An 18,925-nucleotide genomic window follows, 5' to 3' on the forward strand; every position below is an offset into this window, starting at 1 on the left:
GGCTGAGCTCAAGCCCACGGAAAGCGTAGTGTTTTTCCGCAGCGGTACTATAATTCAAAATTACACCTAGTTTGTCAACCATATATTTTGGTGAAGAGCCTTATTTAATTAACCTCTTTTAGGTGTTAATGTTCTTTAGAAATTCACACATCTAAAGCTTAGACAACCATCCCTAAGATAGAAACAGTATTCCAGAGATAGGTAGATTTTTATGCGGTCTTATTGCCAAAGACGCAGGGTAATCCCATTTGATAACTCTATATACTATTGATATATTAAATATCGGCAGCAGCGGATTGTGAATAAACACACATATTTCGGAGGGTCCACTGTGTGAAATGGTTAACAAGAAAGGGAGATGATACATATGGGATCTGTTAAAACTGCAGATCAAAAAGTTAACGAGGAAATGGATGAAGATTATTCATTAGATAGAGTCCCTCGCGACAAAAGGAACATGGGCTGGATTAGTATTACAAATATTACTTTTGGTATTGCAACAGCAATATTTTACTTTCAAAAGGGGAAGTGTTATGGCGCTTTCATTCGGTGCAATTAATGCTATTATATCCGCTATTTATGCCATTATTGTTGCCGGTATCCTAGGAACATTCATTGCTTATTTATCTGCCAAGTCTGGAATGAATGTTAACTTATTATCACGTGGCGGCGGGTTTGGCTATATTGGCGCCTCGTTGACCTCATTTATTTATGCTACAAATTTTATAATGTATTGTGCGCTGGAAGGTTTAATACTCGTAGCTGCTGTCCACGAATTTTTTCCTGTTATCCCTCAATGGGTACTAATTATTTTCTTTGGTTCGATCGTTATCCCTTTAAACTGGTTTGGGATCAAGCAATTGGATAAATTGCAAAAATGGTCGTTGCCGCTGTTCGGCATTTTTTTAATTGCAGCAATTATTATGGCTGCAAACACGCCTTCCGTTTATGGAGACAGCTTTTGGACGTATATGCCTGAGGGCGTTCAAGTCGGAGGAACAGCTTTATTACTTTGTATCGGAATGCAGCACGGTATTATGGGGCTGACACCACTGCTCGCTTCAGATTATGCTCGCTTTCTTAAACCAAAAGATACGAAGATAGGAATATTTGCAATTGGATTTATCCCGCAGATTTTCTGTTTTGGAGTCATGGGCGGCCTTGGGATATGGTTTGGTGTTCGCCTAGGGGAGCCGAATCCAGGTGTCTATATTGTATTACTCCTAGGTATTTTTGGAGTCTTGTTTACGATGATAACGCAAGTAAGAATTAATATTACGAATATATATAGCGGGTCGTTATCCCTGTCCAGCTTCTTTGAAAATATTTTTAAATTCAAACCTGGCCGCCGCTTTTGGGTTGTCGTTACAGGTGTTGCTGCGATTATTTTAATGCTGGCCGGTATCGTCAATCATTTGGAGGCAGCCATGACGTTCCAGGGAGTCTTCTTAATGACCTGGGCAGCAATTTTAGTCACGGACGCCATCATCGTCAAAAGAATATTGAAGATTGGACCTGGTTATTATGAGGCCAGACAACAGAATTTGTATAAATGGAATCCTGTGGGAGTCGTTGCTTTAGTTGTGGCAAGCGGCTTAGGTACGGTTGCGGCATTAGGCTATATGGGAACATTCCTGCAAAGTACTGCCGCGTTTTTCGCAGCAGTTCTAGCAGCTGTAATCACCGTGATTTTAGCTGTTTCTACAAAAGGAAAATATTATATCAAAAGAAAAAACAACGATGTTGCGAAAGAAGATTATGTCGCATAAGTGGAAGAAAGGGGAAGTATGGGGACGGACCCCGTGCTTCCTATTCCACACCACTTTCCAATATCGAGAAAGTTCCCTTCGCACAATCAACCTCCGCCATTGCACCATATGGCAAAATAAACTTCGGTTCCGTATGCCCGAAATTCAAGTTATAAAGAATCGGCAAATCTTCTAAGTTGTATTCCTTCATAACGCTTAAAATTTCTTCTTTGTATGCCTCGTAATATTTCTCATCATGCGGCTTACCAAAAATGACTGCCTTTGCTTTGTGCAAAATGCCCTGCGCGGCGTAATTCCGCAGCCAATATTTCATAAATGCAGGTTCCGCCTCTTCCTCCGATGTTTCAAAGAAAAGAATGCTGTCATTCCAATCGTTTTTTTCAGGCCAAAGTTCTGTACCTTTCGCAAACTCCAGCACATCGATACAACCACCAATCAGACGTCCTTGTACGACACTTGTTGAGCCTTGAATCACTTCATATCCAGTATTTTGCTGCATCGTTCGCCGCTTGTATTTATTCGCTTCATCCCATTCCAAATACTCACTCGTCCATTCCTTAGCTGGCTGAATTTCACCAATCGCATTACTGGAGAATAGCGTCCGCTTCACCATTTCTACCGTATAGGAATCCATTTCCACATTTTCAGCAAAATCACTTAAAATCGCTGGCCCATAAAAGGAAGACACTCCTGCTTTAAGGCAAAACAAATGAGAAATAGTCACATCGGAATATCCCATGAAAATTTTTGGATTGCTGCGAATGACATCAAAATCAATATAAGGAAGTAATCGGATACTGTCATCCCCTCCAATATTTGAGAAGATTCCTTTAATTTCCTCATCCTTAAATGCCGTCATCAGATCGTCCGCACGGGCTTTTGGATGCTCATAAAGATAGGCAGCACCGTTCAAACTGTTCGGCATCGGGACGACCTCAAGGCCAAAGACTTCTTCCAATCTCTTTACGCCTTGTTCATATCGCCATTTAATTTCTGGCTCACCAGCTCCTCCCCAAGAAGGGCTTACAGTCGCTACTTTATCTCCCGGTTGCAATTTCTTTGGCTTTATTGACATTCGATCACCACTTTCTAGTTTTTTGGACGTACGAGGGCGTTCCTATACTTCCTAAATCTTTTGTACCTCATTCTGAAACCCAAGATAATGATAGTTTTGCTTCATGTACATTTCTCTGGCGGTATCTTCCCCATCTGCAACTAGGATCACCGTTTTATCAGGATAAGTGTCCATCACAAATTTTTGCAACCTACTGCCGATGCCCTTTTTTTGAAATGCCTCGACAACAGTTAAGTTATCAATTTCCGCGGTTTTGTCCGTTGTAATGACATCTACATATCCTGCAGGGTTTCCTTTATAAAATGCAAGAACCCTCATAATGCGAGATTCTTCTTTGAATTGACGTTTGGCCAGATCCATTTTTGCTCTTGCAAATTCACTTCCAAATCCTAAATCTTGCTTGTATTGAAGGTCAAGATAGGTTTCGAAGTTCTTGTCTGTCACAATCTGAATATCGATATCCGGCTGATCCTCCACTTCTGGAAATTGGTCAGGTTGAATTCCGTATAATTCCAAGAAACCATTTTCATATCCTGAATCATTCAAGTAATCCACTAACTCCCTTTCAAGTTGCATGTTCTCAGGGAAACAAAACTTCACATGTTTTTGACCTTGTCGCAAATGAAATTCCCTTAAATATTTTTCTGCCTTTTTCAATTCCGTTAATGAAGGCTGCTTTTTAAAATCTATAAAATTACTATCGTACCTGATTAGCATTTCCGGATAATGATAGTGTCTGTACAGATCATTTTCAGCTACTATATTTCCTAGTATGTAAATATCATCGAATGTTATCTGTTTCATTGCTGATCCCTTCCCCCATTGCTTCCTTTTTCATTTTCTATATTATATCATAGGGAAAAGAAGAAGACTTTTTTGATTTTAGAAAGTATTGTTGTATTAACAGCACACATCGTCACAAACAAACGGAGGGATTAACGTGAAAGCAAATAGTGACCGCATTGAAAAACATATACATGACTTGAGTAAATATACAGCCACACCCAATCAAGGTGTTACCAGGCTGACCTACAGCAAGGAAGACTTACAAGCCCGAAATTTTATAAAAGAAAAAATGAAAGAATACGGCCTTGATGTTCGGGAAGATGGGCTTGGCAATATTTTTGGAAAATTGGAAGGGTCCAAGACAGATGCTCCAAGTGTCCTTGTCGGTTCCCATTTTGATAGTGTGCCGCATGGCGGGGCTTACGATGGAACAGGCGGTGTTGTAGCAGGACTTGAGGTGGCAGCACTTTTTAAGGAAAATAACCTTACACCCACATATCCATTAGAAATTATAGCTATGATTGAAGAAGAGGGATCACGCTTTGGCGGTGGATTGATGGGCTCCAGGGGGGTTACAGGTACTACTGATGCAGCAGAACTAAATCAGACGAAGGACAAAGATGGCGTCTCGGTAGCCGAAGCAATGCGGGATATCGGATTAGATCCAACGCTTCCGAAACAAAGAGATCCACAGACGATAAAAGCTTTTCTGGAAATGCATATTGAACAAGGACCAATTCTTGAAGAAAAAGACATCTCAATCGGTGTTGTCGAATCCATTGTTGGACTGACCCAATTAGAAGTGACAATAGAAGGTCAGGCTGGTCATGCAGGTACGACACCAATGGACCGCCGTTTGGATGCTTTGGTCACCGCAGCAGATATTATCTCCAAGCTGCCTGCAATTGCAAAAGATGAAGGAGAAGGAACTGTTATTACAGTAGGAAGACATGAAGTATTCCCGAATGGAGCCAATGTCATTCCAGAAAAAGTTGTTTTTTCCGTGGATATACGTTCTGGAAAGGAAGAACATATGCGAAGCGCTATCCAGAAAACAAAAGATGTCGTCGCTTCCTTCGAAGGGCAAGGCATTCATACATCGGTTGAACAGCCGCTATATATGCAACCCAAAGCATTGAATCAAGATATCCATTCGCTTCTGAAAACAGCTTGCAATCAATTGGATATTTCATACCTAAACATGAATAGTGGAGCTGGGCACGATGCGATGGTCTTTTCTGATGTAACAGACATCGGTTTGATCTTTGTCCCAAGTAAGGACGGGATCAGCCATTCTCCGGAAGAATGGACAGATGCAAGGGACCTTGCTAATGGTGTGGATGTATTATATAACGCTGCCAAGGAATTGACGGAAGCAACATAAATCATTTTAGAGGAATTTGGAAAAGATCGACAGCATTCTTTGATGTTGTAGATCTTTTTTCATGTATGACCCCTTATAGGTCTCTAGACGGTTTCGACAAATTTCGGGTGGTGACAGGCACCACCTACCTTGACATATCCTCAAATTCATCTGAAATGGTCCGGTTTCTGCCGGCTCCGTACCCTGTGATTGTCATGGCAATGATGACAATTATCAATATGATCAATGGGAGCTGCCATCCATTCGCGACATCACGCAGATACCCCATTAGAATCGGCCCGATGGCGGCAAGAAAGTACCCTAATGCCTGTGCCATCCCGGATAACTCTGCGGCCTGCCGAGGACCTGCGGCGCGCATCCCCAAAAAGGCGAGCGCCAATGGAAATAAACTGCCCGTGGCTATGCCAAGCAGTGTGACACTTGCTATCATGATGACATAAATTTCACTAAATAAGAGTCCGATACTACCAAGAAGTGCGAGCAGACAAATCCCTACCGTTAATGTGCTTTGTGACTTCAGCTTTCCGGCGATCACAGGAAGCAGAAATCCAAATGGAAGCCCAACAAACTGAGAATAGGACAGCATCCAGCCTGCAGCGTTTGTTGAGATACCACTTCCTTGTACAATTTCCGGGAGCCATGCGATCACAACATAATATAAAAATGCCTGCAACCCAAGGAATACGGCAACCTGCCATGCAAGTCGCGATCGCCACATCCGGGTATCGTTGGCTGCTATGTATTGCACCTTTACCTCATTAGCAGACCTGCGCTGTTTAAAAAAGTAACCCCATATAGCAACACCCATGAGTGCTGGTATTAACCAAACAGCCAGTGACAGCTCCCAACCTAAACCATCCATGTTCGCTAACGGCACACTGACACCCGATGCAAGCGCAGCAACCAGTCCCATGGCGGTTGAATAAACACCTGTCATGAGCGGAACCCGGTTCGGGAAGCGTTCTTTAAGTACACCGGGCAAAAGCACATTGGCAACAGCGATTCCGAGGCCAATCAATAGTGTCCCACCAAAAAGGAAAACAGCCATTGGAACTAAACGCAGGACTATACCTACCGCAAGTGTGATCATACCGCCAATTAACACGATTTCATTCGTGTACTTATTTCCCAGCCACGGCGCAACAGGAGACATCACAGCAAACCCGATTAAGGGAAGACTTGTCAAAATACCAATGCTCCAGCTGGCCAGTCCGAGATCATCTTGGATCATACCAACAAGCGGACCAACCGCAGTAATAGCCGGACGGAGATTAAAGGAAATGATAATAATACCAGCAACAAGAAGGATTTGATTATACCGTCTCATATCCTCAAATTTATAAATACCCATCTGACAACATACTCCTTTTTCCTGATAACGGGTATAGTAGCCTTTTTAGACTTATATTATACTTTGGAAGGTGGATTGGCAAATGAGAAACATGGGGAGGGTTTTTCGTGGTTTCTATCTAGCAAAGAGAAATTAAATTAGGACGCAAATCTTTACTAAGGAAATGCGCCCGTTAATTTAACTAGGATGTTTCACAAACCTTTTTCTTTACAATGGTGTAGGAGCATTAATTTGTTCGTCCAAATTTAATTCTAAAAGTTGTCCTGCATAAACCAAACCAGCACCGAAACCATGCATAAGAACCCTCTCTCCATTTTTAACTTTTCCCTCACGGATTCCAAGATCAAGGGCTAATGGGATAGTTGCAGCTGAAGTATTTCCAAAGTTGACAAGGCTATAAAGTGTTTTATCCATCGGGTACTCTAATTTTTCGCAAATCGGTTCTATTAACCGTAAATTAGCACTATGAGGGATAAACCAATCAACATTTTCTAAACTTGTTTGAGTGTTTTCTAGAATTCGTCTTATACTTTCAGGAATATTCCTTACAACCCATCGAAAAACCTCTCTACCATTTTGAACAAGATATTGCGTATCGACCAACTCAATTCCATTGACTTTTTGCGATAGCCCGGAGCGGTATACATGCTGCGCTCCTCGTCCATCACTCCCTAAATCGAATCCGATGAAATCTTTTGATTGCTCGTCTCTTTCAACTAATACTGCACCAGCACCATCACCAAATAGAATACTTGTACTTCTATCGGTATAGTCCGTTATTTTTGATAGTGTATCCGCACCAATAACAAGTATCTTTTTGTGGAGTCCAGATGCAATATAAGTATGTGCTGTGTGTAATCCGTAAACAAACCCTGCACAGGCTGCACTTAAGTCAACAGCTCCTGTTTGGGATATATTCAATTGGTTTTGAACGATACTTGCGACAGATGGAAATGGGAAATCTGGTGTGCTTGTCGCTACAAGAATCATATCTACATCATCGACTTTTTTATTATATCTTTGCATTAAATCTTTTACAGCAAAAACACATAAATCACTTGTAAATTCATCAGGACGGCTAATTCTTCTTTCATGGATTCCAGTTCGTTGAACAATCCACTTATTATTTGTTTGAACCATTTGCTCGAGTTCAGCATTTGTCAATTTCTTCTCTGGTACATATGTGCCAATGGCTGTTATTCTTGCCCCTGTCATACATTCACCCCACGTTTTAATTTAATTAGTAATTACTATTATTACCTGGTACTAATTATAACATGTAAAATAATTCTCACAATACGTTATTCCACTATCTTGGCCTAAAAAGTAAAACAGACACTAAACCTTATACAAGTTAAGCGCCCGCTTGCGGAAGATTATGAAGTTTGTTTCTCACTCCGTGGATCTTAAAATAATATTCTAGTGCACACCCAACAAGATATGCCAGCAATGAAATTATTATTATAGAACTTGGTAAACCTTGAATTAACTTATTGTTTATAACAAATAATGCAACGATTAACCCTTTCAAACCAAGGACCCGTTCTTCAAAATAATCTAAATCTTGTACTTCCATAACAATATCTAGGTCTGATCCTAATACATCTATACCGATGGGCAGAGTTCCGCACAGAACTGGATTGTATGTACTTAAATCATTACAAATATTCAGCTCCTTGATAGCTAAATAAGCTTTTTGCTGCTTTTCATTACCCATTTGCAATCCCTCAAATAAATGAATCAACTTAGCACCTTCCTCATCTGAAAGCATATAATCTTTAAGGCATTTATTGTTCAAAATGAACTCCTTTTAATTGTGTAAGCACTCTTAATTTTGATATGTATAAGGGATGGACTGTCCGATAAGTTTCTCTACACCATTTACATGGTATGGCATTAATTCATTCGCTTTTTCACCCTTTAACCATTGAATATTGGTTATTTCTTCTGGATTTAATATATGAGCATTCCCTTCTTTCACAGCTGCATTAAATGTAAAAAATATTGCATGATTGCCAGACTCCTTAAAAAATGCCTCATTAATAGCCGCTATACCTTTTGCTTCTATCCACAAGCCTGTCTCTTCATAAACTTCACGAACTAATGCCATTTCAAGTGTCTCAATTGCTTCAACTGCTCCACCAGGTAAGCTCCAACTTTTCCCCTCATTCTCAACCATAAGAATTTCACCTAAATGATTTTGTATTATTGCATAGACTACGTCGACCCTTTTCATAAAATCACCTTCATACTTTCTTTAATAGATTGTAAGTCAGCAAAACATATCCCAATAACAGGAAGCCTCTAACACACCTACAATCAAGGTCTTCCTTATTATTATCATAATTTCACAAAATTTAATTCCGCAAATGACTTACTGGCTTATTTTTTGACAAGGACAAGCCCCCGCATATTAAAGGAAGCATGAAGACGGTTCTCATGCTTCCTTTAAAAGATAAATTAGGACGAAAATCCTTACTAAGGAAATGCACCGCCCTGTTCACCGAGGCTCCGACGTTTCAGTTATTTAATTAATCGCCTTAACTCGTCTGTCATTTGCTCGACTAATTCAGGTCTCCCATGAAATTGAGCGGGAGTATTTTGAAAGAGCTCAATTTGCCAATCATTATCTTTTTTAACTGCAACCAGGGTTTGATGGGCGTTTACCGAGGGGTCAATATCTGTTTTTCCAGGCGGAATCATCCCTGCAATAGCTTGTAACATTGCGGCATCAGTTCCCAATGCTCGTATATCTTTAACTTTAGTTACAAAAGGAGGAGTAGGATGGTTTTCAAAGATAGGTTTGAGGTGCGATAAGATTTCCTCTCGTCCTATCACCTTACTTCCATCAAACCCAATTTGGATTCCTTGTTCTGCAAATTGTTCAGCCATTCCCTTTGCATCACGTTTGTTCCATGCATCTATTAGTTTTTGATAAAGACTTTTAATTTCATCTTGAAATGAGGTGTTCATGTTCTGCGCCTCCTTGAAATTTAAATATATTCTTTCCAACGCTTTCTTAAGTTATCACATTCAACTTCCCTGTATTCAGCCTTATGGCCCTTAAAAGTAAAAATGGGCGCTACGTCTATTTCGGATCCGCGATCAATTATTGGAGATAAGACGTATTCCCTGCAATGTATATATAAATGGAATCGATGCTTCCGTTTTAAATTATTATTTCCGCAAAATCTTCTCCATCGCTTTTCCCTTTGCTAACTCATCGATTAGCTTATCCAAATAGCGAATTTCCTGCATCGTTGGTTCTTCGATATCTTCCACTCGGACGCCGCAGATTACACCTTTAATTAAAGCCCGCGTGGAATTCAATTGGGGAGCTTCCGCAAAGAAGGTCTCAAAGTCTGTCTGTTTTTCCAGTTGTCCTTCTAACTCTTCCTGGCTATATCCTGTCAACCAACGGGTGATTTCATCGACTTCTGCTTTTGTACGCCCTTTTTTCTCTGCTTTCGAAATATAGTGGGGATAGACCTTTGCGACACTCATTGTATAAATCTTATGTTTTGTCATGATACATGCTCCCTTCATTATTCTTTTAATGCATAACATCTTTATCGTCACTCGTCGAAAGTTCGAGGCGGCGTATCTTTGAGTAGCGGACTTCCACAGGATGTCGTGACTTCTGCGTTGCCCACAGGACGTGGGCGGTTTAGTAGAAGTTCCCCTTGTAATTAATACGTGAGCAAACGTCCTAGCACGCAGGAAAAGTAAACCAACGAGCTTCTCGCGTGTTGTGGTGACTTCTGTGTTGGCTATTGACGTGGGCGGCCTTAGCAGAAGTTCCCTTCGATGTGTCATTTTTACCGGACTTTTTAAACATCCTCTTAAATAAACATATCATAATCTGTTCGAATGTTCATCCATATGATAAACCAATTCAATATACTTATTGTTGCTTCTGGGCGATTAAAACGTACATCGAATCTGTTGGATAACGTTTCTTAATTACATCAAATCCTGCTTTATTTAATTCTTGTTCCATGTTGGTTGAGGAAATTCTTGGGTGATTAGGATTTGGGGTTTCCTCCTCTTCTAATTCAACACATGCAAGGTAGCCCTTTACATTAAGCATTTGGTTGATTAACTGTAATGTCTCCGATAAAGGTTTTATTTCATGAAGGACTAACGAAGCTAACACAATATCAATAGAATTGGCTGATAATGGTAAATCCTGCATTTCTCCTTGAATTGTTCGAACATTTTCAAGTTCCTCATTAGTTGCCTTAGCATATGCAATTTCCAATATATTGGGGTCTATATCAAGTGCATACACCATTCCATCGGTTACTTTCGCAGCCGGTATCGTTAAGAAACCTGTCCCTGCACCTATATCTAAAATAGTATCGTTACTCTTAATAGGAAGTAGTTTCAGTAGATTTTCTGGGGAAAATTCCTCTCTTCTTTTCATGCTGTCTAGATATTCTACCTTTTTATTGAAATTGCCCATATGATTTGATTCGCTATTCTTTTTCATATTCTTAATTCTCCTTTTTAATTTGTTCTTCCTTTTCTATTGGTAATAACATTTCTTCCATCTTATTGGCAATATCGATGATAAATTTATGATCTAAGTCGTCTTTCATGTTTTGTTCAGCCTCTGTCATCACATTTTCAATCATGCAGCCTTCGTTTTGATCCATGGAGCAATGAAATAAATTGGAATCCCCCTCTACTGTTTTTATTACATCTAGAAATGAGATTTCATCTTTCGGTTTAGAAACTTTATATCCCCCTTTAGCCCCTGGTGTTGACTCAACTAACCCACCTTTGGCAAGTTTCGTTAATATCTTTGACAGATAGGTTGGTGAAAGATTTTGCATTTCTGCCAAGCGTTGAACACCTATTGTACTTCCTTTAGGTAAGGTAACTAAATACACCATTGTGTGCAATGCGTAGTTAGTGGCTTTTGAGTATTTCATGATTTCCTCCTTCATTCATAACATTAAAGATATTAAAGACTCATGTTATCTATAATTAGATTAGCACTCCCTAAAACACATGTCAACGAGGGTATTCTAAATTAGTTGATAGGCTAATACATTTAAAAAGGAAGCATGAGAATCCTCCCCATGCTTCCTTCCCTACCTTATTTCACATCCAAAGCCCAGGTCCCATTCCGGAACACTGCTTCCGTTGTTCCATCTTCTTTTACACCGTCAATATCCAATTCCTCTGACCCAATCATGAAGTCAACGTGTGACAAGCTGTCATTAACGCCGTGCTGATCGAGCTGCTCATCGTCCATTGCCGCCCCGTCTTTCATATTTGTTGGATATGCTTTTCCAAGCGCGATATGGCAAGATGCATTTTCATCAAACAGCGTGTTGTAAAAGATTAATCCGGATTGAGACACAGGAGATTCATGTGGTACAAGTGCTACTTCACCTAGTCTGCGCGCGCCTTCGTCAGAATCGAGCAAGTGTTTCAGTGTGTCTTCCCCTTGCTCTGCTTTGTAGTCAACGACCTTTCCGTCTTTGAATGTTAGGCTGAAGTTGTCGATTAGACTACCGCTATAGTTCAATGGTTTCGTACTTGAAACGGTCCCATTCACCCCATATTTATGCGGCATGGAGAACACTTCTTCTGTCGGCATGTTTGGGTTAAAAGTTACGCCGCCTTCGGTTTGGGCAGAACCACCCTTCCAAAGATGTCCTTCAGGTAACTCCATCTCCAGTTCTGTTCCAGGTGCTTTGAAAACCAATTTCTTGTAGTTCTTCTCATTTAGAATTCCACGTGCTTTTTCTAACGTTTTATTATGATCACCCCATGCTTGAATTGGATCGTCCTGATCAACGCGAACAATTTTCACAATGGCGTCCCATAATCCTTCTACTGCATCTTCACGTGATCGATCTGGGAAAACTTTTTGAGCCCAGTCGCCCGTTGGGATTGAAATGATTGACCAAGCAATCCGGTCATTCATGGTATAACTACGAAAGTTCTTCATTGCCTGCGCTGCAGCTTTATTTGCTTTAGCAACACGTGTTGGATCAATGTCCTTTAATAAATCCGGATTCGTGGACCGAATATTCAATATAGCTGCTCCATCTTCAGCAAAACTGTCGTGGAGTTGTACTTTCCAGTCTGGATAATCAGCGATCACCTCGTCTGGAGCATTTTCATATTTCAAGAGGGTCAATTCATCGTCAACCCAATTAATATGTACGTCTTTTGCACCTAATTCATAAGCCTTCCTCACGACAACTTTCGTAAAGTCAGCTCCTTCAATTGGGGCATTAATCATTAATGCTTGGTTCTTTTGTAAGTTAACACCAGTCTCTAACGCCAACTGTGCATACTTTTCTTTCGTTTTTTGACTTGCCATATCATTGACCTCCAACATTAATTATTTTCTTTGATTTATTATTTCACATAATGAACGAAATTGCCAAAAAATTATCAGGATAACTTGACAAACACTTGTACCCATTTACGTCATACCATGTATATGTTAAGATTAGATTAGTTAGTTACTTTAGGTAATCAATGTCCACAACCCTTTCTAACAAGGCATACTGATGAAGTAGAGTGAGGTGATGATCATGGAGAAATTATGCCCGCGTTTTGAAAAAGCTATGGGACTTATTAGTACACGTTGGGTTGGACTAATCCTGTTTGATTTGTTAAAAGGTACAAAACGCTTTTCTGAAATGGAAGCTGATTTACCTATTAGCGGTAGACTACTCTCTGATCGACTGAAAATGCTCGAAAAAGAAGGTATCGTCAAACGAAATATATATTCCGAATTCCCTGTCCGTATCGAATACTCACTATCTGATAAGGGCAATGAGTTGGAGCCTGTTATTAAGGCTATCCAGTTCTGGGCGGATGAACATATACCCCCAGAAGAGACAGATGATACAGATGAACAACGTGTATAATAATTAGTTAAGGGCTGTTTTCCTCACAGCCCTTTTTCTGTTTTCCCTTTCATAAACTGAAGCATTACATATGCCGCCACTCGACTTGTCATGTTACGAAAATCAATCGTTGGATCAATTTCCACCACATCCATTGCTCTTACTTTCTCCTGTTTTGCTGCGAATAACACCCCATCAAGTAATGTTTTACTATCCATGCCTCCAGGTCCGATTGCTGGACATCCAGGTGCATATGCTTGATCAAGCACATCCATATCAATGGACAAATAGATAACATCCACCTTTTCAGCTAACCGATTAATCTCTCTTTGCAATAGTTCAGTTACACCGACAGCATCTACATCCCCCATCGTATAAACACCGACACCATGTTCCATTGCGTAATCTGCATAAGCAGCAGCGTTCATAAAATCACGAATACCCATTTGCACAAGATGTTCCCCATCAATAATTTCATCTTCCAACAAACGCCTAAATGGTGTTCCATTTGTCGGTCCGCCGTCCGCTGTATTACGCAAATCATGGTGGGCATCGAATTGTATGACACCGACAGTCTGCTTCTCGGCAAAAGCTTTGATCGAGGCGTAACTAATCGAATGATCGCCACCTAATAGCATCCAGTTTTTTGCTGCATCCGTTGCGAATACGTCAGATAGCCCTTCCACGATCCGGTCCTGATTTCCAATAACATCGGTCGGATTCATATAAATATCGCCAAAATCAAGAATACCATCCGTCAGCTCCATTCCCGATTCACCAGCGTATGTCGTATAACTTTGCAGTGCTGCTCGAATCGTATCTGGAGCAAAAGATGCACCAGAATGGCTAATCGAAGGCTTGGAAAGTGGAACGCCGACGACAGCAAACGCCCTTTCCTTGCCAGGCTCCCAGTCTTCAAGCAATTCTTTGGCCTTTGTTGTATGACGATCATGAAAAATAGCTTTCCCTGCAGGTTTCAAGTGGCGTAATTCATTCATCGAATCGGCTGCCTTTCATATAAGACATCTCCATTCTTCATAACCGTTTTTGCATGATTAACCCCGTAGTGATACGGGATATACATATAATTTGGGGCATCCCAAATGACAACATCTGCTCTCCGCCCAATTGCAATCGTACCAGCTTCACTACCTCTTCCAATCGCATGCGCTGCATTTATCGTAACCGCATGCCAAATTTCCTCAGCAGATAACTTTAATTTCAATGCGGCAATCGACATAATGAGTTGCAAATTTTCCGTTACAGAACTCCCAGGATTAAAATCTGTCGAAATTGCAATTGCAGCACCAGCATCCACCATTTCTCGAGCTCGTGAATAAGTATCTTTTCCAAGGTAAAAGCTCGTTCCTGGCAAAATGACACCAATCGTGTCTGAAGCAGCAAGTTGCTTTATCCCATCGTCTGACGTGACAGCAAGATGATCTCCACTAATTGCTCCCATTTCAACAGCAAGCTCTGTTCCGCCAAGTGGATCAATTTCATCAGCATGCATTTTTATCCCGAACCCTTTATCCTTTGCCTTTTGTAAATACCGTCTCGATTGATCCACTGTAAACACTGCCGTTTCGGTAAAAATATCAACAAATTCGGCAAGGTTTTCTTCTTTTATTTCAGCAAATAATTCACCCATCAAATCAAGAAATGCTTCTGGGTCTTGCTTGTATTCAGGTGGGATTGCATGTGCCCCTAAAAAGGTGGAAACGAGATCAAGTGGATGCGCTTCTCCTGCTGCTTTTGCCACTTTCAGTTGCTTTAATTCAGTATCCTTATCAAGCCCATAGCCACTCTTTGCTTCAACAGTTGTGATCCCATGCATCGCCATTCGATCTAAATGAAATAGAGCCTTTTTCAGTAATGCAGCATAAGATGTTTGCTTTGTCGCGTTTACCGTAGCTAAAATTCCTCCGCCCTGTTTGAGAATGTCTAGATATGGCACACCTTGCTGCTTTAGTGCCATTTCCTTTTCCCGGGAACCGCCAAAAACGAGATGGGTATGTGATTCAACAAGACCAGGTGTGACGAGTCTCCCTTCTGCATCAATGGTTTGATGAGATGTTAGGTCAGCTGCATCATCTGCCATGCCAATCCATTCTATTTTCCCAGCCTTTATCCCAATCGCCGCATTTTCAAGTATGTTTAAATCATTCATAGCCCTGCCTTTAACCGGTCCTTGCTTATCCATTGTTAGTAACTGGCCAATATTTGTTATCACTGTATCTACTTGCATACCTGTCACCCTTTCTGTTTTTTCATGGGAATGGTAATATCATTTTTTGCTGCAAAATCCTCCGCTTCCTCGTAACCTGCGTCAACATGCCGAACCACTCCCATCCCAGGGTCTGTTGTTAAGACACGCTCTAGTCGTTCTTTTGCCAAGTCCGTTCCGTCAGCGACGATCACCATTCCTGCATGCATCGAGTACCCCATTCCAACACCTCCTCCATGATGGAAGGATACCCATGACCCCCCTGCCGCCGTGTTTAGTAATGCATTTAAAACAGCCCAATCTGCTACTGCATCACTGCCATCCTTCATTCCTTCTGTTTCCCGATTTGGCGACGAGACCGATCCGCTATCTAAATGATCTCGACCAATAACAATCGGGGCTTTCAATTCCTCATTACGAACTAATTCATTGATTGCTATCCCTAACCTCACACGTTCGCCGTAGCCTAGCCAGCAAATTCTAGCAGGTAATCCCTGAAACGAAATTTGGTCACGAGCCATATCAATCCAACGAATTAAGGCTTCATTTTCTGGAAAGAGATCTTTGATTAGTTGATCTGTCCGGTATATATCCTCAGGATCCCCAGACAGTGCAACCCAGCGAAACGGTCCTTTTCCTTCTGTGAATAATGGACGAATGTAGGCAGGGACAAATCCTGGAAAATCAAATGCCTGCTCAACTCCTGCATCACTAGCGACTTGCCTAATATTATTTCCGTAATCAAAAACAATGGAATCCCTTTCCTGATAGAGAAGCATTGCTTTTACATGTTTTGCCATGCTTTGTTTGGAAAGCTGTGTGTATAACACTGGATTATTTTCCCTTAATATTTCTGCCTGCTTAACCGAGTAGCCCACAGGTACATAGCCATTAAGCGGATCATGCGCAGATGTTTGGTCTGTAACGATGTCGATCTGAATATCCTTTGTTAGTAGCTCATGGTGTACTTCAGCTGCATTTCCTAAAAGGGCTATCGACAATGCCTCCCCCTTTTTCTTCGCATCCTTAGCTAGTCTAATAGCTTCATCGATATCCGACGCCATGACATCACAATAGTCAGTTTGAATTCGCTTATCGATACGACCTTTATCCACTTCAACCGCAATAACAACACCTTCATTCATCGTTACAGCAAGCGGTTGTGCACCGCCCATCCCTCCCAGTCCAGCTGTCAATGTGATGGTGGATTTCAGGGAACCATTAAAATGTTTCGTTGCGAGCGCTGAAAAGGTTTCATACGTTCCTTGTAAAATCCCTTGCGTGCCAATATAAATCCAGCTACCTGCCGTCATTTGGCCGTACATCATGAGACCTTTTTGATCAAGCTCATGAAAGTGTTCCCATGTCGCCCACTTTGGAACCAAAACAGAATTAGAAAGCAATACGCGTGGTGCATGCTTATGCGTCTTAAAAACACCAACAGGTTTCCCAGATTGAATGAGCATGGTTTCATCACTTTCCAGTTCACGTAACGTGTCGACAATGGCATGAAAAGCATCCCAATTTCTTGCTGCTTTTCCAATCCCACCATATACCACAAGCGCGTCAGGATTTTCTGCTACTTCTGGATCCAGGTTATTGTAAAGCATCCTGAGTACCGCTTCCTGTTCCCAACCCTTGCACTCCAGTTCTTGACCTTGTTTTGCTTTCATTTTTTTCACCTTTGAAGCTCACTCCCCTCGTTATTTTTCAACCAATTCACCAGCCTCTCTATATCCGTCGCAAACACACGATCCTTTGTGATGCTGGGCACAACGTCGCGTGCCTTTTCATATAACCCTCTTGTAGCGGACGCCATGTTCTCCACGCCTCGATACTCCACTGCCTGCATCGCACAAATCAGTTCGATCGCCACGACATGTCGCGTATTTTCTAGCATCTGTAAGGCATGCCGAGCGGCGATTGTCCCCATACTGACATGATCCTCTTGATTGGCCGATGATGGAATGGAATCAACACTTGCTGGATGTGCTAGTGTTTTATTTTCAGAGACGAGTGAGGCTGCACTGTATTGCATAATCATCGCACCCGATTCCAGTCCGGGATTTGGACTTAGAAATGCAGGCAAATCATTTAGCTGCGGATTTACTAATCGTTCAATTCTTCTCTCTGCAATATTCGCTGTTTCGGCAATACCCAGTTTCACGAAATCCATCGCAAATGCAATCGGCTGTCCGTGAAAATTTCCACCAGATATGATTTTATGTTCTTCGGAAAAGATGAGCGGGTTATCGGTTACCGCATTCATTTCTATTTCCAGCTTTTCCTTTACATATAATGCCGTTTGCCAACTCGCCCCTAGTACTTGTGGGATACACCGAAGCGAATAAGCATCTTGCACACGTTGCTCTCCTTGTCTAGTTGTTAGCTTGCTATCCTGCAAATGAAACCTCATTCTTTCTGCCACATCGATTTGTTCCTGATGGCCACGGATCTGATGGACGTCAGCATCAAATGCATCAATAATTCCATGTAAACCTTCCATTGTCATGGCAGCTATTTTTTCACTTTGGTAAAGGAGTTTTTTCATTTCCAGGTACAGAATCACACCGACCGCAGTCATTGCTTGCGTCCCGTTAATTAAGGCAAGACCTTCCTTCGCTTTTAATACGAGCGGTTCAATGTTCTCCTCGGCCAAAGCATCCATCGCGCTTATCCGATTCCCTTTATAAACTACCTCCCCTTCCCCTAACAAACCTGATGCCAAGTGAGATAAAGGCGCCAGATCCCCACTCGCACCAAGCGACCCTTGTTGCGGAACAACTGGGTGAATGCCAGCATTTAAAAATGAAATTAACTGATCGATCAATACCGGACGTATGCCTGAATAGCCTTGTAATAACGCATTTGCACGAAGCAACAACATCGCCCGGCTGACTTTTTCGGAAAAAGGATCACCAATACCACATGCATGTGAATGAATCAGATTCAACTGCAATTCATCTAAATCCTTATCCTCAATAATGACATCACTAAATTTACCAAAACCTGTATTTATTCCATACATTGTTTTCTTATCTGCAAGCATTGCTTCTACTGTATTTCTATTTGTTTGTACGTTGACTACTGCCTCATCAGCCAATGTCACAGGTTCCCCCTCTAAAACAACCTGCTCCACTTCATTCAACGTTAATGTTTGACCTAAAATAACCACCTACACACCTCCATAGCACCGCTTTATCATAATAAAGCAGACAAAGTAAAAAGAGGCTATGGTTGATTAAACCATGCCTCCTATATCTTTCCTATCAATGAATCGATGTCGCTGTTTTCGATGCAAAAACATGTGATCACCTCAGATAATAGTAGAAAACTTGAATTGCCGCCAAGCTTTATGCGAATGTTGTCCTAGCCCACACTTACGATGCCCTGATGTTTTCCAGTGGGGCTTTACTTCCCACTACGATAAATTTGTTTATATTCTTATTATAAAC

The 18,925-nt window shown here is 41.3% G+C and carries 17 protein-coding genes and 1 pseudogene; 3 read left to right on the forward strand and 15 right to left on the reverse strand.

The window, feature by feature from the left end; all coding sequences use genetic code 11:
• Positions 1 to 367: 367 nt before the first annotated feature.
• Positions 368 to 1,769, forward strand: a pseudogene (locus OLD84_RS17580) (purine-cytosine permease family protein).
• A gap of 40 nt (positions 1,770 to 1,809) precedes the next feature.
• Here the strand turns inward: OLD84_RS17580 and OLD84_RS17585 are convergent.
• Positions 1,810 to 2,844 (reverse strand): S66 family peptidase, encoded by a 1,035-nt coding sequence (locus tag OLD84_RS17585; RefSeq protein ID WP_209462956.1) that lies wholly within the window; start codon positions 2,842 to 2,844, stop codon positions 1,810 to 1,812.
• A 51-nt stretch (positions 2,845 to 2,895) separates the two neighbouring features.
• On the reverse strand, positions 2,896 to 3,648 hold the full coding sequence (locus tag OLD84_RS17590; RefSeq protein ID WP_209462955.1) for a GNAT family N-acetyltransferase: 753 nt from the start codon (positions 3,646 to 3,648) through the stop codon (positions 2,896 to 2,898).
• Positions 3,649 to 3,784: 136 nt separating this feature from the next.
• On the opposite strand from OLD84_RS17590, the gene OLD84_RS17595 reads away from it, so the two are divergent.
• Positions 3,785 to 5,014, forward strand: a complete 1,230-nt coding sequence (locus tag OLD84_RS17595; protein ID WP_209462954.1) for a Zn-dependent hydrolase — start codon at positions 3,785 to 3,787, stop codon at positions 5,012 to 5,014.
• Between the two features lie 124 nt (positions 5,015 to 5,138).
• Here OLD84_RS17595 and OLD84_RS17600 read toward each other — a convergent pair whose 3' ends face one another.
• The 9 genes from OLD84_RS17600 to OLD84_RS17640 all read right to left on the reverse strand — a co-directional run bounded on the left by OLD84_RS17600 (position 5,139) and on the right by OLD84_RS17640 (position 12,708).
• Positions 5,139 to 6,365, reverse strand: coding sequence for a CynX/NimT family MFS transporter (locus OLD84_RS17600; protein ID WP_209462953.1), 1,227 nt, complete (start codon positions 6,363 to 6,365; stop codon positions 5,139 to 5,141).
• Between the two features lie 207 nt (positions 6,366 to 6,572).
• Positions 6,573 to 7,580 carry a ketoacyl-ACP synthase III gene (locus OLD84_RS17605; RefSeq protein WP_209462952.1) on the reverse strand — a complete coding sequence of 336 codons (1,008 nt, stop codon included), beginning with the start codon at positions 7,578 to 7,580 and terminating at the stop codon, positions 6,573 to 6,575.
• A gap of 139 nt (positions 7,581 to 7,719) precedes the next feature.
• Complete coding sequence (locus OLD84_RS19545; RefSeq protein ID WP_390336769.1) at positions 7,720 to 8,163, reverse strand: DUF4269 domain-containing protein; 444 nt, start codon at positions 8,161 to 8,163, stop codon at positions 7,720 to 7,722.
• A gap of 30 nt (positions 8,164 to 8,193) precedes the next feature.
• Positions 8,194 to 8,601 (reverse strand): NUDIX hydrolase, encoded by a 408-nt coding sequence (locus OLD84_RS17615; RefSeq protein ID WP_209462951.1) that lies wholly within the window; start codon positions 8,599 to 8,601, stop codon positions 8,194 to 8,196.
• Between the two features lie 287 nt (positions 8,602 to 8,888).
• Positions 8,889 to 9,338, reverse strand: a complete 450-nt coding sequence (locus OLD84_RS17620) for an SgcJ/EcaC family oxidoreductase (protein WP_209462950.1) — start codon at positions 9,336 to 9,338, stop codon at positions 8,889 to 8,891.
• A gap of 204 nt (positions 9,339 to 9,542) precedes the next feature.
• A complete protein-coding gene (locus tag OLD84_RS17625; protein WP_209462949.1) occupies positions 9,543 to 9,893 on the reverse strand; it encodes a DUF2200 domain-containing protein in 351 nt (116 codons plus the stop codon).
• Positions 9,894 to 10,269: 376 nt separating this feature from the next.
• Positions 10,270 to 10,857: a class I SAM-dependent methyltransferase gene (locus tag OLD84_RS17630; RefSeq protein ID WP_245301542.1), complete on the reverse strand. Its 588-nt coding sequence runs from the start codon at positions 10,855 to 10,857 to the stop codon at positions 10,270 to 10,272.
• Between the two features lie 4 nt (positions 10,858 to 10,861).
• Positions 10,862 to 11,302 (reverse strand): Rrf2 family transcriptional regulator, encoded by a 441-nt coding sequence (locus OLD84_RS17635; protein ID WP_209462948.1) that lies wholly within the window; start codon positions 11,300 to 11,302, stop codon positions 10,862 to 10,864.
• 167 nt (positions 11,303 to 11,469) lie between these two features.
• Positions 11,470 to 12,708: an aminopeptidase gene (locus OLD84_RS17640; RefSeq protein WP_209462947.1), complete on the reverse strand. Its 1,239-nt coding sequence runs from the start codon at positions 12,706 to 12,708 to the stop codon at positions 11,470 to 11,472.
• Positions 12,709 to 12,925: 217 nt separating this feature from the next.
• Between OLD84_RS17640 and OLD84_RS17645 the strand changes: the two genes are divergently transcribed.
• Positions 12,926 to 13,264, forward strand: coding sequence for a winged helix-turn-helix transcriptional regulator (locus OLD84_RS17645; protein WP_280953288.1), 339 nt, complete (start codon positions 12,926 to 12,928; stop codon positions 13,262 to 13,264).
• 23 nt (positions 13,265 to 13,287) lie between these two features.
• Here OLD84_RS17645 and hutG read toward each other — a convergent pair whose 3' ends face one another.
• The 4 genes from hutG to hutH are packed head-to-tail and all read right to left on the reverse strand — an operon-like array spanning position 13,288 to position 18,645.
• Positions 13,288 to 14,241 (reverse strand): formimidoylglutamase, encoded by a 954-nt coding sequence (hutG, locus tag OLD84_RS17650; RefSeq protein WP_209462945.1) that lies wholly within the window; start codon positions 14,239 to 14,241, stop codon positions 13,288 to 13,290.
• Complete coding sequence (gene hutI, locus OLD84_RS17655) at positions 14,238 to 15,491, reverse strand: imidazolonepropionase (protein ID WP_209462944.1); 1,254 nt, start codon at positions 15,489 to 15,491, stop codon at positions 14,238 to 14,240. Before hutI ends, hutG begins: the two co-directional genes overlap by 4 nt.
• A gap of 5 nt (positions 15,492 to 15,496) precedes the next feature.
• Positions 15,497 to 17,143, reverse strand: a complete 1,647-nt coding sequence (gene hutU / locus OLD84_RS17660) for a urocanate hydratase (RefSeq protein WP_209462943.1) — start codon at positions 17,141 to 17,143, stop codon at positions 15,497 to 15,499.
• A 5-nt stretch (positions 17,144 to 17,148) separates the two neighbouring features.
• Positions 17,149 to 18,645 carry a histidine ammonia-lyase gene (gene hutH / locus OLD84_RS17665; RefSeq protein ID WP_209462942.1) on the reverse strand — a complete coding sequence of 499 codons (1,497 nt, stop codon included), beginning with the start codon at positions 18,643 to 18,645 and terminating at the stop codon, positions 17,149 to 17,151.
• Positions 18,646 to 18,925: the final 280 nt, after the last annotated feature.

Source organism: Virgibacillus natechei (assembly GCF_026013645.1).
GTDB classification, from domain to species: domain Bacteria; phylum Bacillota; class Bacilli; order Bacillales; family Amphibacillaceae; genus Virgibacillus_L; species Virgibacillus_L natechei.

Bases quoted from the DNA above. Each gene is read 5' to 3' on its own strand.
- hutU (WP_209462943.1), bottom strand. From the start codon at position 17,143: ATGAAAGCAAAACAAGGTCAAGAACTGGAGTGCAAGGGTTGGGAACAG.
- OLD84_RS17645 (WP_280953288.1), top strand. From the start codon at position 12,926: ATGGAGAAATTATGCCCGCGTTTTGAAAAAGCTATGGGACTTATTAGT.
- OLD84_RS17590 (WP_209462955.1), bottom strand. From the start codon at position 3,648: ATGAAACAGATAACATTCGATGATATTTACATACTAGGAAATATAGTA.
- OLD84_RS17620 (WP_209462950.1), bottom strand. From the start codon at position 9,338: ATGAACACCTCATTTCAAGATGAAATTAAAAGTCTTTATCAAAAACTA.
- OLD84_RS17600 (WP_209462953.1), bottom strand. From the start codon at position 6,365: ATGGGTATTTATAAATTTGAGGATATGAGACGGTATAATCAAATCCTT.
- hutI (WP_209462944.1), bottom strand. From the start codon at position 15,491: ATGCAAGTAGATACAGTGATAACAAATATTGGCCAGTTACTAACAATG.
- OLD84_RS17615 (WP_209462951.1), bottom strand. From the start codon at position 8,601: ATGAAAAGGGTCGACGTAGTCTATGCAATAATACAAAATCATTTAGGT.
- OLD84_RS17635 (WP_209462948.1), bottom strand. From the start codon at position 11,302: ATGAAATACTCAAAAGCCACTAACTACGCATTGCACACAATGGTGTAT.
- OLD84_RS17625 (WP_209462949.1), bottom strand. From the start codon at position 9,893: ATGACAAAACATAAGATTTATACAATGAGTGTCGCAAAGGTCTATCCC.
- OLD84_RS17630 (WP_245301542.1), bottom strand. From the start codon at position 10,857: ATGAAAAAGAATAGCGAATCAAATCATATGGGCAATTTCAATAAAAAG.
- OLD84_RS17640 (WP_209462947.1), bottom strand. From the start codon at position 12,708: ATGGCAAGTCAAAAAACGAAAGAAAAGTATGCACAGTTGGCGTTAGAG.
- OLD84_RS17605 (WP_209462952.1), bottom strand. From the start codon at position 7,580: ATGACAGGGGCAAGAATAACAGCCATTGGCACATATGTACCAGAGAAG.
- OLD84_RS17585 (WP_209462956.1), bottom strand. From the start codon at position 2,844: ATGTCAATAAAGCCAAAGAAATTGCAACCGGGAGATAAAGTAGCGACT.
- hutG (WP_209462945.1), bottom strand. From the start codon at position 14,241: ATGAATGAATTACGCCACTTGAAACCTGCAGGGAAAGCTATTTTTCAT.